This is a genomic window from Azospirillum mesophilum (assembly GCF_053470405.2).
Window position 1 is genome coordinate 32,163 of the sequence record NZ_JBPXMQ020000001.1, and the last position, 13,666, is coordinate 45,828.

The window sequence follows — 13,666 nt, forward strand, 5'->3', positions numbered from 1 at the left end:
GGCAAGGCGAGGGTGGCACCATGGCGGCAGCGGCGAACATCCAGCGCATCGGCCAGCGCATCGGCGTGATCGGCGGCGGGGCCTGGGGCACGGCGCTGGCGCTGGCGGCCCTGCGCGCGGGGCGCGAGGCGCTGCTGTGGGCGCGGGAGCCGTCGGTGGTCCAGTCCATCAACGGCGCGCACGAGAACCGCGACTTCCTGCCCGGCGTGCCCCTGCCGCCGGATCTGCGGGCGACCGGCGATCTGGCGGAGGCGGCGGCCTGCGACGCCGTGCTGCTGGTCACCCCGGCGCAGCATCTGCGGACCGCCTGCGGTTCGTTGGCATCCCATCTGCGCCCCGGCGTGCCAGTGGTCATCTGCGCCAAGGGAATCGAACTGGACAGCTTCGCCCTGATGAGCGAGGCGGCGGGTTCCGCCCTGCCGCCGGGCACGCCGCTCGCCATCCTGTCCGGCCCGACCTTTGCGGCGGAGGTGGCGCGCGGGCTGCCGACGGCGGTGACGCTGGCCTGCGCCGACGCAGTCATCGGCGCGGGGCTGGTAGAGGCGCTGGGCAGCCGCACCTTCCGCCCCTACCTGTCGGACGATGTGGTCGGGTCCCAGATCGGCGGGGCGGTGAAGAACGTGCTGGCCATCGCCTGCGGCGTGGTGGAGGGGCGCAAGCTGGGCGACAACGCGCGGGCGGCGCTGATCACGCGCGGGCTGGCGGAGATGACCCGCCTTGCCCTGGCGCTCGGCGGCCGGGCGGAGACGCTGATGGGCCTGTCGGGGCTGGGCGACCTGACGCTGACCTGCTCCAGCCTGCAATCGCGCAACATGTCGCTGGGCGCCGCGCTGGGCCAGGGGCGCACCCTCCAGGAGGTGCTGGGGGAGCGCCGCTCCGTCGCGGAGGGCGTCTACACCGCCGCCGCGGTGGTCGGGCTGGCCCGCCGGAAGGGCGTGGACATGCCGATCTGCACGGCGGTGGACGCCATCCTCAACCGGGGCGCCGGACTGGACGACACCATCGCCGGCCTGCTGGCCCGTCCCTTCCGGGGCGAGGGCGACTGAACGCCGCAGGGCGGAACAGTTGCAGATGCGGATGGGTTGTGCAACGCTTCGCGCGTTCCCCGACCGGAGGCCGTGCCATGTTCCCCCCGCCGCATCCCCTCGCCCTGCTGGCACTCCGCGCCGCCGCCCTGCTGGACGCGCGGAGCCTGGGCGGCACGGTTCGGGGAGGGGAGTCCGTTAAACGACCGGGCGCCTGAGCGCGAGCCTTCCTCCGGAACCCGGCCGCCACCGGCGCGGCTGCCCTTCTGGTGGCTGTACCGGTGAGGTCGTCACGACTCTGTCTTCGCCGCGGTGGCGCGCAGGCGGCGCGGGTTTTCGCCTCCGTCGCGGCGCAGCAGCCGCCGAAGGGTTGAGGGCTCGGCGTAGCCAACGCGGAGGGCGATTTCCTCCACCGGCAGCTTCGTCGTTTCGATCAGTTCGACCGCGCGTTCGACGCGCAGCCTTTGCAGGAAGCGCACCGGCGACAGGCCGGTGGCGCGCTCGACCCGGCGCGCGAAGGTGCGCGGGGACAGCCCGGCGGCGGCGGCGAGATCCTCGACGGAGAAACCCTCCTCCAGCCGGTCGCGCGCCCAGCGTTCGGCTTTGGCGACCTGCGGATCCGACGCCGACAGGAAGCCCAGGGCCATGTAGCGCGTCTGGCTGCGGCGCTGGTCGAGCAGCAGGTAGCGCGCGCAGGCGTCGGCCAGGGCAGCGTCGGCGAAACGCGACACGAGGGCCAGCATCAGGTCCATCTGCGCCATGGCCGCCCCGGCCGTCATCACCGGGCCGTCCGTCACGACGAGCGCGTCGGTGTCGAGCTGAACGGCCGGATACCGACGCCGGAACAGCGGCGCCAGCCACCAGGATGTGGTCGCGCGTCGGTTCGCGAGCAGCCCGGCCTCGGCAAACAGGAATCCGCCCGAACAGGAGGTCGCGACGAGCGCGCCGCGCTCCAGCGCTTGGAGCAACGCCCGCTGCGCTTCCACGGCGTCGGGACGGGGAAGACGGTCCGCGCATTCGGCTTCGGTCGCCAATCCCAACGCGGGCATGACGACCACGTCCGCCTTGGCGATTTCCGCCGCCAAAACCCCGCCCCACCAGTCCCGCGCCATGGCTGCGCCGGAACCGGAGACGCCGATCGTGAAGGCGGGCTTTCGTCCGGCCGCCGCGCGCAGCCGGTTGGCCGTCGCCAGCACGTCGACGGTGATGGCGACGCTCGACGGCATGGCGCCCGACAGCACCAGAAGCTCCACCGTAATCATAGGGGGACGATCATTGGCGAAAAATCCCTGAAGAATGTCGAATACGACACTGGCGGCGATGATGGCCCTGCCGGACAATCCGCGCAACAGCAACCACCGCAACATCGACCGCAGAGGAGTGACGCGCATGCCGAACATCATCGTGAAGGTGCCGGAAGGCGTGTTCGACGCGGAGCACCGCGCCGCCCTGGCCCGGGGCATCACCGCCGCGGCGAAGGCGGCGGAGCGCATCGGCGACGACCCGCGCCAGGAATTCCTGGCCTGGGTGGTGGTCGAGGAGGTGAAGGCCGGATGCTTCTTCGCGGGCGGCCATGATCCGCTGGGCCGCGTCATCCCGGTGATGGTCGTCTTCAACAGCCCGGCGGGCGTCCTGGACGATGCGGCGCGCGCCGTCGCGGTCCGGATGGTGCACGAGGCGGTGTGCGCCGCCAAGCCGGAGGCCGACCCGCGTCCGGTGATGACCTCGGTCGTCATGGCCGAGGTGGCGGACGGGCATTGGGGCGCGAACGGAAACGTCTGGCGTCTGGCCGACTGCGCGCGGGCGGCGGGCTACGCGCACCTCCGGCACCTCGCGCAGCCCGCCGCGGCCGTGTGAGGGAGGGCGGCGCGTCGCTTCCCCGAACATCGCTGCGGCTTTCCTGCGGCGCGCCGCTGCGCTAGGCTCCGACCCCGCGAAACGGGAGGATCCCCAACATGCTCTACATGTTCCATTGCACCGACAAGGCCGGCGCCGCCCAGGTCCGCGCGGACAACCGCGCCGCCCATCTGGCCTATCTGGAATCGAACGCCGACCGCATCTTCGTGGCCGGCCCTCTGCTGTCCGACGACGGACAGGGCATGGTCGGCAGCCTGCTGATCGTGGAGTGCGCCGACGAGGCCGCCGCGAAGGAGTTCGCCGCCAACGACCCCTACGCCAAGGCCGGCCTGTTCCAGAACGTCGAGATCCGGGCCTGGCGCCGGGTCTACCCGAAGGCCTGAGCGGGGAGCGGACGGCGATGGCCCGCTGGCTTCTGAAGTCGGAGCCCTTCAAGTACTCGTGGGACCGCATGGTCGCCGACGGCACCACCCACTGGGACGGCGTGCGCAACCATCAGGCCTCGAACAACCTGAAGGCCATGAAGATCGGCGACCGCGCCTTCTTCTACCATTCCAACGAAGGACTGGAGGTGGTCGGCGTGGTCGAGATCGTGCGGGAATACTACCCGGACCCGAGCGATCCGGCGGGCCGCTTCGGCATGGTGGACGTGCGGGCGCTGATGCCCGTAAAGACGCCCGTCACGTTGAAGACGATGAAGACCGACCCGCTGCTCCAGGGCATGGCGCTGGTGCGCCAGTCGCGCCTGTCGGTCTGCCCGGTGACCGACGAGGAATGGGCGCACGTCTGCGCCCTGGCGGGCATCGAGGCTTAAAAACGCGGGCGCTTATTCCGCCGCTTCGCAGATGGTCGCCTGGAAGTCCTGGGTGGTCTGAAGCATGCGGCGGGCCAGCGCCCGCACCTCCGCCGCCGCGTCGGCGAAGCCGCCGGGCTGGAGGGCGCCGTCCTTCGGAAGCGCGTTCAGCGTGGCGTCGAGCACCATCAGGTTGGTGCGGTCGCAGATCCGGGTCAGATGGCCGGCGAGATCAGTGCCGCCGGACGTGCCGTCCGCGTTGGTGGTGCTGGCCATGTCGCTCGCCCCATTGTGTCCCGCCGCTGTTCGTCCGGCGGATGGCCGGTACCCTAGAATGTTCTGGTTAAGGCGCGGTTAAGCGCCCGTGGGCGTGCCCCTTTGCATCCGTGCCATGCGCCCAGCATGTGCGACAAATAGTCGCTGGTAGGCGTACGTCCCTCCATTCCCCCAGTTAAAGAACCGGTCGCTGCATCGCACCAAAGTAGGGTGCGCAAAGCCCTTCGGATGGGTGCACAAACGGCCGTTCTGCTTGTGGAGACGGGGACTTGTGTGGATAATGCCCCTCAACACGGGGTGGCCTGAAGCCAACCTCAAAGCCCTTACAGGGCGCAACCAGAAGCACTACGGGGGAATCGCGAGCCAATGTCCGACAATTCATTTTTTCCTGTTAAGCCGGAAATCGCCAAGACCGCCCATGTCGACGAGGCGGCCTACGCCCGCATGTACGAGCAGTCGATCAAGGATCCGGAGGCTTTCTGGGGCGAGCACGGCAAGCGCGTCGACTGGATCAAGCCCTACAGCAAGGTGAAGGACGTCAGCTACACCGGCGACGTGCACATCCGCTGGTTCTATGACGGCACGCTGAACGTTTCGGCCAACTGCGTCGACCGCCATCTGGCCACGCGCGGCGACCAGACCGCCATCATCTTCGAGGGCGACGACCCGTCGGTTTCCAAGAACATCACCTACAAGGAACTGCACGAGAAGGTCTGCCGCCTCGCCAACGTTCTGAAGAAGAACGGCGTCAAGAAGGGCGACCGCGTCACCATCTACCTGCCGATGATCCCCGAGGCCGCCTACGCGATGCTGGCCTGCGCGCGCGTCGGTGCGATCCATTCCATCGTGTTCGGCGGCTTCTCGCCGGACAGCCTGAAGGACCGCATCGTCGACTGCGACAGCCACTTCATCATCACCTCGGACGAGGGTCTGCGCGGCGGCCGCAAGGTTCCGCTGAAGGCCAACTGCGACAAGGCCGTGTCCGGCGCGCCGAGCGTCAAGAACGTGCTGGTCGTCAAGCACACCGGCGGCGACGTCGCCTGGACCGAGGGCCGCGACCTCTGGTACCACGAGGAGATGGAGACGGTTTCCGCCGACTGCCCGCCGGAGGAGATGAGCGCGGAAGACCCGCTGTTCATCCTCTACACCTCGGGCTCGACCGGCAAGCCGAAGGGCGTGCTGCACACCACCGGCGGCTATCTGGTCTACGCGTCGATGACGCACCAGTACGTCTTCGACTACAAGGACGGCGACGTCTACTGGTGCACGGCCGACGTGGGCTGGGTCACCGGCCACAGCTACATCGTCTACGGCCCGCTCGCCAACGGCGCCACCACGCTGATGTTCGAAGGCGTCCCGACCTATCCGGACGTCTCCCGCTTCTGGCAGGTGGTCGACAAGCACAAGGTCAACATCTTCTACACCGCCCCGACCGCCATCCGCTCGCTGATGCGCGAGGGTGAGGGTCCGGTGAAGAAGACCTCCCGCGCGTCCTTGCGCATCCTCGGTTCGGTGGGCGAGCCCATCAACCCCGAGGCGTGGCTCTGGTACTACAACGTGGTGGGCGACGGCCGCTGCCCGATCGTCGACACCTGGTGGCAGACCGAGACCGGCGGCATCCTGATCACCCCGCTGCCGGGCGCCATCGGCCAGAAGCCGGGTTCGGCGACCAAGCCCTTCTTCGGCGTGAAGCCGGTCGTCGTGGACAACGACGGCAAGGAGCTGGAAGGCGAGACCGAAGGCAACCTGTGCATCGCCGACAGCTGGCCGGGCCAGATGCGCACGGTGTTCGGCGACCACGAGCGCTTCGTCCAGACCTACTTCTCGACCTTCACCGGCTACTACTTCACCGGTGACGGCTGCCGCCGCGACGCCGACGGCTACTACTGGATCACCGGCCGCGTGGACGACGTGATCAACGTGTCCGGCCACCGCATGGGCACGGCCGAGGTCGAAAGCGCGCTGGTCGCCCACCCGAAGGTGGCCGAGGCCGCCGTCGTGGGCTATCCGCACGACCTGAAGGGCCAGGGCATCTACGCCTACGTCACGCTCAACGCCGGCGAAGTGCCGTCGGAAGAGCTGCGCAAGGAGCTGGTGAACTGGGTCCGCAAGGAAATCGGCCCGATCGCCTCGCCCGACCTGATCCAGTGGGCTCCGGGCCTGCCGAAGACCCGTTCGGGCAAGATCATGCGCCGCATCCTGCGCAAGATCGCCGCGAACGAGCACGACGCCCTGGGCGACACCTCGACGCTCGCGGATCCGACGGTCGTCACCGACCTGATCGAGAACCGCATGAACAACGCCTGATCGGCGGCGTTCATCGCTTGTGTTGCGGACCGGGGGCCTTCACGGCCCCCGGTTTCGTTTTGGCCCCGATGTTGTGTTGGAACGGCCGTGTTGCGGTCCTGTTGTGTCGCCGACCCCCCGGGAGCGGCGGCGATGCGGATCCATCACCTGAATTGCGGCACCATGTGCCCGGTCGGCGGGCGCCTGTTCGACGGGTACAGCGCCGGTTTGACCGCGCATCTTGTCTGCCATTGCCTGCTGGTCGAGACCGAGCAGGGGCTCGTGCTGGTGGACACGGGCTTCGGGTTGCGCGACGTGCGCCAGCCGCGACCGCGGCTCAGCCCCATCTTCCTCCGCCTGAACCGCATCCAGCTGCGCGAGGAGGACACGGCCCTGCGGGCGGTGGAGCGGCTGGGCTTCCAGGCCTCCGATGTGCGACACATCGTTGTGACACACCTCGACTTCGACCACGCCGGCGGGATCGAGGATTTCCCCAACGCCACGGTGCATGTCTATGGCCGCGAGCTGGAGGCGGCGCGGGCGCAGCGGGAAGGTTTCATCGCCTCGCAGCGCTACCGCCCGGCCCAGTGGGACGAGGCGGTGAACTGGCAGGCCTACGAACCGGGCGGCGAGCCCTGGTACGGCTTCGAGGCGGTGCGCGACCTGAAGGGCATGCCGCCGGAAATCCTGATGGTGCCGCTGATCGGCCACACCTGGGGCCATTGCGGGGTGGCGGTGCAGGGGAACGGACGGCGGGGGGAGGGCGGCTGGTTTCTGCTGGCCGGCGACGCCTATTTCCACCACGGCGAGATGGACGTGAACCACCCCCACTGCCCGCCGGGCATGAGCGCCTATCAGCGCATGATGCAGGTCGACCGCGTCGCCCGCCTGTCCAATCAGGACCGCCTGCGCGGGCTGGTGCGCGTGCATGGCGGGGAAGTGCGGGTCGTCTGCTCCCACGACAAGGTGGAACTGGACCGCTGCCGGTGACGGCGGGTGTTACCCCACCCCCGCCCCGTCGCACCAGGGCTGGCGGTGTTCGCCGTGGTAGGGGCGGGCGAGGCCGGCCTTGATCATGGAGTCCGACAGGTCGGCGCCGCCCGCGGTCAGGACGCGGGCGCGCACGCGGCCGCCGTACTTGTCCGGCTGGACGTCCATCAGGCTGATCAGGCTGGGACCGATCAGCTTGCGCGCCATGTCGCGGGCGGCCTCCGCCAGTTCCTTTTCGCGGGGGCAGCGGGCGCGCATCTCCGGCGCGTCGATCCCGTCCACCCGCACGTTGGTCTCCACCACCTGACCCAGCCAGATGGTGGCGCGCACGGTGAGGGTGTCGCCGTCCACCACCTCCAGCACCTCCGCCGGGATCGGGCCGGGAAGCAGGGGCGGCGCGGCGGCGGACGGTTCCGCGAGTCCGGCCAAGGCGGCACCGAACAGAAGGCCCACCACAGGGAAGCGGGCCAAAGGGATGCGGGTCCCTCGTGGATCGGCGTGCATGCGCGGTCCCTCTCGCGGTGGGCCTGTGGCCCGGTGACACCGCGAGATTACCGCGCGAATAGGAACATATCAAGCACGACTTAGGGATTGTATCCTGCATCCATATGTATTCATGCCATAAATCATGAGATGCAGGGAATACATCCTATTGTGTGCTGATTAGAAGTCGGAGCAACGGCCCTTGAACTCCCAATCGCCATAGCGGGTCGGCTCAGGCCCTTTGGGGCCGCCGATCTCGCCGGGCTTCTGCTCGGGTCCTTTGATGGTCGCTTCGCCGTCCTCCTGCGCCGGGTCGGCGGCGGGGGAAAGGGGCTCGGCGGATTTCACGTCGTCTTCGTCCGGGGGGAGGGTCTTGTCGGTCATGGCCGTCATATGGGGTGGGTGCGGTGGGAAACCATCTTGAACGGAGCCTTCCCACAAGCCCATATCACCCCCGATGCGTCGCGGGAAGTCCCGCCGGCGTACCCCGAAGGTGCGTATCCACTCCCAGGCCCAGACGACCGGATCAGCCCGACCATGACCAGCTATGTGAAGACCACCGTCCTTCTTGCCGGCCTGACGGCCCTGTTCATGGGTATCGGCTATCTGCTCGGCGGCAAGGGCGGCATGATGATCGCCTTCCTGATGGCGCTCGGCATGAACCTGTTCAGCTACTGGAACTCCGGTGACATGGTGCTGTCCATGTACGGCGCGCGGGAGGTGGACGGCTACACCGCGCCCGAGTTCCACGGCATCGTCCAGCGCCTGTCAGAGCGGGCCGGCCTGCCCATGCCGCGCGTCTTCATCATCGAAAGCGAGCAGCCCAACGCCTTCGCCACCGGCCGCGACCCGGAGCACGCGGCGGTCGCCGCCACCACCGGCCTGCTGCGCATGCTGTCCCCGGAGGAGATCGCCGGCGTGATGGCGCACGAACTGGCCCATGTGAAGAACCGCGACACGCTGATCATGACGATCACCGCGACCATCGCCGGCGCCATCTCCATGATCGCCAACTTCGGCATGTTCTTCGGCGGGTCGTCTTCCAGCGAGGAGGAGGGGCAGGGCGGCAGCCCGCTGGGCATGATCGGCGGCATCCTCATCGCCATCCTCGCGCCCGTCGCCGCCATGGTCGTGCAGATGGCCATCAGCCGCACCCGCGAGTACGAGGCCGACCGCATCGGCGCGGAGATCTGCGGCCGTCCGCTATGGCTGGCCGACGCGCTGACCAACATCCACAATTACGCCCACCAGATCCCCAACATGCAGGCGGAGGCCAACCCGGCGACGGCCCACCTGTTCATCGCCAACCCGCTGCACGGGCGCGGCGTCGACAGCCTGTTCTCCACCCACCCGGACATGGCGGAGCGGGTTCGCCGGCTGCGCGAGATGGCTGGCGCTTCGGTCGCCTCGCGCGGGCCATGGGGCTGAGCGAAGCCCGATAAGGATTGCGATTCGCAGGGTGTCGGACTACCTTCCCGCTGCCCAAATTCGAGGGCCAGTCAGTTCGCGCGGCAGTCAGGGGGATAGCATGTCCGAGGTCACGAAGTACCGTCTCGTCACCCGGTCCGATTTCGACGGGCTGGTCTGCGCCGTGCTCCTGAAGGAGCTGGGCATCCTGGACGAGATCAAGTTCGTGCATCCGAAGGACATGCAGGACGGCAAGGTGGAGATCTCCAGCCGCGACATCACCACCAACCTGCCCTACGTCCCCGGCGTCCATCTGGCCTTCGACCACCACCTGTCGGAGACGATCCGCGTCGGCAAGCAGGACAACCACATCATCGAGGCCGACGCCCCCTCGGCCGCGCGCGTCGTCTACAACTACTACGGCGGGAAGGAGCGCTTCCCCGGCATCTCCGAGGAGATGATGGAGGCCGTCGATCAGGCCGACTCCGCCCAGTACACCATCAAGGACATCCTGAAGCCGCAGGGCTGGACCCTGCTGAACTTCATCATGGACGCCCGTACGGGGCTCGGCCGCTTCCGCGACTTCCGGATTTCCAACTATCAGCTGATGATGGAGCTGATCGACTATTGCCGGAACCACAGCATCGCCGAGATCCTCGAACTCCCCGACGTGAAGGAGCGCGTGGATCTGTATTTCGAGCATGAGCCGAAATTCTCCGACCAGCTCGCCCGGTGCAGCACCATCCGCGGCAACGTGGTGGTGATCGACCTGCGCAAGGAGGAGATCATCTACGCCGGCAACCGCTTCATGATCTACGCCATGTATCCGGAGGCCAACGTGTCGATCCACGTCCTCTGGGGCCTGAAGCAGCAGAACACCGTGCTGGCCTGCGGCAAGTCGATCATCAACCGCAGCTCCAAGACCGACATCGGCCCGCTGATGCTCCAGTACGGCGGCGGCGGGCATCAGGCCGCCGGCACCTGCCAGGTGGACAACGACAAGGCCGATCAGGTGTTGGAGGAGATCGTCGCCCGCATGCGCGCGGACGGCTGAACCGGCCCCGCAGCCCAGGACAATCGCATTTGGCGCGTTCAGCCCTCTCCCCTCTGCTCACGCGCAAACGAAGTTTGCGCTGACGCGACAGGCGGACCTTTGGTCCGCCGAAAGCGGGGAGAGGGTGGCCCGGAGGGCCGGTGAGGGGGTTGCGCGTGGCGCAGCGTTCGGCAAAAGCGCAACCCCCTCACCCTAACCCTCTCCCCGGAGGGGAGAGGGAATTCCCCGGCGCCGGGGTGTGTTTCATGCGACGGGGGGGAGGGACGCCCGTGCACATCAACCTGTCGCTGGTCGGCCAGCAGTTCAACATGTACGCCAACACCATCGCGCTGTTCCACCACGCGCTGGTGGACCTGGGCCATACGGTGCAGGTGTCGGCCAACGGCGTGGAGCCGGCGGCGCTGAACCTGTTCCTGCCGCCGATGGCCTTCCGCTCCCGCGAGTTGCTGGCGTTCATCGCCGAGCGGCGCGTTCCCTACGGCTTCATCGGCATCGAGACGTTCGAGGGCTACGCCCACCACCGCCAGGACGAGCCGGCGGGGGACAGCGCGGACTTCCTGCGCTTCGTGCGCGAGGCCCGCTGCATCCTCTGCCTGTTCCACCAGGATGTGGAGCCCTACCGGGCGCTCGGCGGGCGGGCGGTCTACACGAAATACGGCTTCCACGAAAAGGCGGAGGATGTGCGGCTCTGCGCGGAGCGGCCCATCGACCTGTTCTTCTTCGGCGACGTGCAGGGGCGGCCCCGGCGCGAACGGCTGCTCCAGGGGCTCGCCGCGCGCGGGCTGGCGGTTCGGGCGCTGACGGGCGCTCAGGAATCGCCGGCCAGCCTCGTGCGCAACTCGCTCATCGGCATGGCGAAGGCCAACCTGAACATCAACCACTCCACGCACGTCAGCCCGCAGCGCGTCGTCTACCTGTCGAACAACCGCCTGCGCTGCCTGTCCGACGCGGCGGAGGATCCCGACGGCTACCTGGAATCCGCGCTCGTCTTCGACCGCGACGCGGACTTCCTGGACGGCTGCGAGGACTACGTCCGCAGCGACCGCTGGCGCACGGACGGGGAGGCGGCGTATGAGATGGTCCGCCGGCAACCGATGAGCCGGACGCTTCAGGCCGCCTTCGACGAGACGCTGTGACCCCGCCCCAGCCCATTTCCCTGTTCAGCCCGGCTTGGCTGGCCCTGCCGCCCGCCGCCGACCGTGCGGATGTGCTCCGCTGCATCGAGGAGGCGGAACGGCGCGCCGAGGCGGCGCTGGTCCAGTTGCGCGCGGAGGCCGGGCAGCCGGTGGAGGCCGCGGCCCACGACCGGCGCATCGAGTCGCTGCTGGCCTGGGAAAGCCGGACCATCCCGGCCGGCGCCGCCGAGGCGGACAAGGCCATCGAGCGTTTCATGATGGAGGTCGCCTTCCGCAAGCGCGACCTGATGCCCCGATTCCACGCGCTGGGGGAGCACGCGCGCGTGGTGCACCGGCACGCACTCGCCGCCTGCCGCGACGCGCGCTGGGCGCTGATGGCCCTGCGCGCGCTGGCCGACCCCGGCGTGCCGTCCAGCCCGATCCACGGCAGCGTCACGCGCTATGTGAAGAGCGACCGCTACGACGCCCGGGCCGCGCGCAACCTGCCGGTGGAGGACCGCGTGCGGGCCGACCGCCGCCTGAAGCGGCTGGGCGACGAGGACCCGACGCCCGCGGAACTCGCCCTGCACCCGATGGAGGGGCACGGCGGCGTCCTCTGGGCCATGAGCGCCGGCAACGCGAACCGCTTCATCCTGCGGCGCGGCGAGGCAAAAGGGGCGCCCTGCCTGTTCGTCGAGGACGTCGGCCCGCATCCCACCTACGACGCATGGGTGGCGAGGCGCTGACCTACCCTCCCTCGCCCAGCCCCGCTGGGAGAGGGAAGGGGCCCATGGCGCAGCCATGGGAAGGGTGAGGGCAAGGTTTCATCGAGAATCCTGCGCTTGCCTAGTCTGGATTTTCGGGAAAACCTTGCCCTCACCCTCCCGCACCTTCGGCGCGGGCCCCTCCCTCTCCCGCCGGAGGCGGGCGAGGGGCTTATGTCGGCGCCCTGAACAGCCTGTCGCCCGTATCACTCGACACCCGCCGTCCGGCGCGCTAAATCCAGCGGTATGTCCGACGCTACTCTCGCCGCGCGCTCCGCCGCGCTCGACCTTCTGCGCGATGTCCTGCGCAAGTCCATCCCCTTCGACGACGCGTTCGACGCGCACCCGGACCTGCGGGGCCTCGAACCGCGCGACCGTGGCTTCGTCCGCATGCTGGTCGCTACGGTGCTGCGCCGCCTGGGCCAGATCGACGAGCTGATCCAGGGCAGCCTCGCCAAGCCGGGCCTGCCCAAGGCCGCCGTGCACGACATCCTGCGGCTGGGGGCGGCGCAGCTCGTCTTCCTCGGCACGCCGGCGCACGCCGCCGTGGACACGGCGGTGGCGCTGGCCGCCGCGCGCGGGGCGGAGCCCTACAAGGGCCTGATCAACGCCGTGCTGCGCCGCATCGGGCGCGAAGGCGCGGAGCTGGTCGCCAAGCAGGACGCCGGGCGCCTGAACACGCCGGACTGGCTGTGGCTGTCGTGGCGGCACGCCTACGGCATCGCCCGCACCCGCGGCATCGTGGAGGCCCACCTGCACGAGGCCCCGCTGGACCTCACCGTCAAGCAGGACCCGGCCGCCTGGGCGGAGCGGCTGGAGGCCACGCCGCTGCCCACCGGCACGCTGCGCCGCGCCACCGCCGGCGCCATCACCGACCTGCCGGGCTTCGCCGAGGGCGCGTGGTGGGTGCAGGATCTTGCCGCCTCGCTGCCAGCCAAGCTGTTCGGCGATCTGGCGGGCAAGCGCGTCTATGACCTGTGCGCCGCCCCCGGCGGCAAAACAGCGCAGCTTCTCGCCCAAGGGGCCGAGGTGGTCGCGGTGGACCGCTCCGCCAAGCGGCTGGAGCGGGTGCGGGAGAACCTTGCGCGCCTGAACCTTTCCGCCGCCGAGATCCTGGCCGCCGACGTGGCGACGTGGCAGCCGGACCAGCCTGCCGACGCCGTGCTGCTGGACGCGCCCTGCTCCGCCACCGGGGCGATCCGCCGGCACCCGGACATCCTGCGCGTCAAGACGCCGGAGGACATCGCCAAGCTGGCCAAGGCGCAGAACCGCCTGCTGGCCCACGCCGTCGATCTGGTGAAGCCCGGCGGGACGCTGATCTACTGCACCTGCTCCATCCAGCCGGAGGAGGGCGAGGCGCAGATCGACCGCATCCTGACCCGCGACCCCCGCGTGGAGCGGCTGCCCATCGAGCCGGGCGAGCTTGGCGGAATGGCCGAATTGATCAACGAGCGCGGTGAGGTACGGTCCCTGCCCGGCATGCTCGGGGAGCTCGGCGGCATCGACGGGTTCTTTGTGGCAAGGCTGAGACGGTTGCCCGAATAGATTACCACCGGCTTGCGGCGGTCGAGGCGAATTTGATACCACACAAGGATGCACCTCCCCGATCGCCCGAC

Annotated in this window: 15 protein-coding genes; 11 read left to right on the plus strand and 4 right to left on the minus strand. The window is 69.1% G+C overall.

The features are described from left to right. Positions 1-38: 38 nt before the first annotated feature. Positions 39-1,046 carry an NAD(P)H-dependent glycerol-3-phosphate dehydrogenase gene (locus tag ACSVC7_RS00175; RefSeq protein ID WP_448204525.1) on the plus strand — a complete coding sequence of 336 codons (1,008 nt, stop codon included), beginning with the start codon at positions 39-41 and terminating at the stop codon, positions 1,044-1,046. Positions 1,047-1,315: 269 nt separating this feature from the next. Here ACSVC7_RS00175 and ACSVC7_RS00180 read toward each other — a convergent pair whose 3' ends face one another. Further along, positions 1,316-2,287: a GlxA family transcriptional regulator gene (locus ACSVC7_RS00180; protein ID WP_448204374.1), complete on the minus strand. Its 972-nt coding sequence runs from the start codon at positions 2,285-2,287 to the stop codon at positions 1,316-1,318. 34 nt (positions 2,288-2,321) lie between these two features. On the opposite strand from ACSVC7_RS00180, the gene ACSVC7_RS00185 reads away from it, so the two are divergent. From ACSVC7_RS00185 to ACSVC7_RS00195, 3 genes are all read left to right on the plus strand, one after another. After that, entirely contained in the window at positions 2,322-2,882 is a 561-nt protein-coding gene (locus ACSVC7_RS00185) for a tautomerase family protein (RefSeq protein ID WP_448204375.1), read from the plus strand. A 98-nt stretch (positions 2,883-2,980) separates the two neighbouring features. Continuing rightward, on the plus strand, positions 2,981-3,265 hold the full coding sequence (locus tag ACSVC7_RS00190; RefSeq protein WP_448204376.1) for a YciI family protein: 285 nt from the start codon (positions 2,981-2,983) through the stop codon (positions 3,263-3,265). 17 nt (positions 3,266-3,282) lie between these two features. Beyond that, positions 3,283-3,696 (plus strand): EVE domain-containing protein, encoded by a 414-nt coding sequence (locus ACSVC7_RS00195; protein WP_448204377.1) that lies wholly within the window; start codon positions 3,283-3,285, stop codon positions 3,694-3,696. 12 nt (positions 3,697-3,708) lie between these two features. Here ACSVC7_RS00195 and ACSVC7_RS00200 read toward each other — a convergent pair whose 3' ends face one another. Further along, on the minus strand, positions 3,709-3,951 hold the full coding sequence (locus tag ACSVC7_RS00200) for a methyl-accepting chemotaxis protein (protein WP_448204378.1): 243 nt from the start codon (positions 3,949-3,951) through the stop codon (positions 3,709-3,711). 366 nt (positions 3,952-4,317) lie between these two features. Between ACSVC7_RS00200 and acs the strand changes: the two genes are divergently transcribed. After that, positions 4,318-6,258 (plus strand): acetate--CoA ligase, encoded by a 1,941-nt coding sequence (gene acs / locus ACSVC7_RS00205; RefSeq protein WP_448204379.1) that lies wholly within the window; start codon positions 4,318-4,320, stop codon positions 6,256-6,258. 132 nt (positions 6,259-6,390) lie between these two features. Continuing rightward, positions 6,391-7,227, plus strand: coding sequence for an MBL fold metallo-hydrolase (locus tag ACSVC7_RS00210; protein WP_448204380.1), 837 nt, complete (start codon positions 6,391-6,393; stop codon positions 7,225-7,227). Between the two features lie 9 nt (positions 7,228-7,236). On the opposite strand, the gene ACSVC7_RS00215 is transcribed toward ACSVC7_RS00210, so the two are convergent. Beyond that, entirely contained in the window at positions 7,237-7,698 is a 462-nt protein-coding gene (locus tag ACSVC7_RS00215) for a thermonuclease family protein (protein ID WP_448204381.1), read from the minus strand. A 192-nt stretch (positions 7,699-7,890) separates the two neighbouring features. Continuing rightward, positions 7,891-8,094, minus strand: a complete 204-nt coding sequence (locus ACSVC7_RS00220) for a DUF1674 domain-containing protein (RefSeq protein WP_448204382.1) — start codon at positions 8,092-8,094, stop codon at positions 7,891-7,893. 153 nt (positions 8,095-8,247) lie between these two features. Between ACSVC7_RS00220 and htpX the strand changes: the two genes are divergently transcribed. The 5 genes from htpX (at position 8,248) to rsmB (ending at position 13,595) form a co-directional block, all read left to right on the plus strand. After that, positions 8,248-9,138, plus strand: a complete 891-nt coding sequence (htpX, locus tag ACSVC7_RS00225) for a zinc metalloprotease HtpX (protein WP_448204383.1) — start codon at positions 8,248-8,250, stop codon at positions 9,136-9,138. A 100-nt stretch (positions 9,139-9,238) separates the two neighbouring features. Further along, positions 9,239-10,171 carry a DHH family phosphoesterase gene (locus ACSVC7_RS00230; protein ID WP_448204384.1) on the plus strand — a complete coding sequence of 311 codons (933 nt, stop codon included), beginning with the start codon at positions 9,239-9,241 and terminating at the stop codon, positions 10,169-10,171. 269 nt (positions 10,172-10,440) lie between these two features. After that, the gene (locus ACSVC7_RS00235) at positions 10,441-11,307 is read left to right on the plus strand and encodes a hypothetical protein (RefSeq protein WP_448204385.1); all 867 of its coding nucleotides are present in this window, start codon (positions 10,441-10,443) and stop codon (positions 11,305-11,307) included. Further along, positions 11,304-12,032 (plus strand): hypothetical protein, encoded by a 729-nt coding sequence (locus ACSVC7_RS00240; protein ID WP_448204386.1) that lies wholly within the window; start codon positions 11,304-11,306, stop codon positions 12,030-12,032. Before ACSVC7_RS00235 ends, ACSVC7_RS00240 begins: the two co-directional genes overlap by 4 nt. A 264-nt stretch (positions 12,033-12,296) precedes the next feature. Next, entirely contained in the window at positions 12,297-13,595 is a 1,299-nt protein-coding gene (rsmB, locus tag ACSVC7_RS00245; protein ID WP_448204387.1) for a 16S rRNA (cytosine(967)-C(5))-methyltransferase RsmB, read from the plus strand. The last annotated feature ends 71 nt before the right edge of the window (positions 13,596-13,666 follow it).

What these genes read in the sequence shown, in the direction of transcription:
- ACSVC7_RS00180 (WP_448204374.1), bottom strand. Translation starts at nt 2,287, where the DNA reads ATGATTACGGTGGAGCTTCTGGTGCTGTCGGGCGCCATGCCGTCGAGC.
- ACSVC7_RS00185 (WP_448204375.1), top strand. Translation starts at nt 2,322, where the DNA reads ATGTCGAATACGACACTGGCGGCGATGATGGCCCTGCCGGACAATCCG.
- ACSVC7_RS00190 (WP_448204376.1), top strand. Translation starts at nt 2,981, where the DNA reads ATGCTCTACATGTTCCATTGCACCGACAAGGCCGGCGCCGCCCAGGTC.
- ACSVC7_RS00195 (WP_448204377.1), top strand. Translation starts at nt 3,283, where the DNA reads ATGGCCCGCTGGCTTCTGAAGTCGGAGCCCTTCAAGTACTCGTGGGAC.
- ACSVC7_RS00200 (WP_448204378.1), bottom strand. Translation starts at nt 3,951, where the DNA reads ATGGCCAGCACCACCAACGCGGACGGCACGTCCGGCGGCACTGATCTC.
- acs (WP_448204379.1), top strand. Translation starts at nt 4,318, where the DNA reads ATGTCCGACAATTCATTTTTTCCTGTTAAGCCGGAAATCGCCAAGACC.
- ACSVC7_RS00210 (WP_448204380.1), top strand. Translation starts at nt 6,391, where the DNA reads ATGCGGATCCATCACCTGAATTGCGGCACCATGTGCCCGGTCGGCGGG.
- ACSVC7_RS00220 (WP_448204382.1), bottom strand. Translation starts at nt 8,094, where the DNA reads ATGACCGACAAGACCCTCCCCCCGGACGAAGACGACGTGAAATCCGCC.
- htpX (WP_448204383.1), top strand. Translation starts at nt 8,248, where the DNA reads ATGACCAGCTATGTGAAGACCACCGTCCTTCTTGCCGGCCTGACGGCC.
- ACSVC7_RS00230 (WP_448204384.1), top strand. Translation starts at nt 9,239, where the DNA reads ATGTCCGAGGTCACGAAGTACCGTCTCGTCACCCGGTCCGATTTCGAC.
- rsmB (WP_448204387.1), top strand. Translation starts at nt 12,297, where the DNA reads ATGTCCGACGCTACTCTCGCCGCGCGCTCCGCCGCGCTCGACCTTCTG.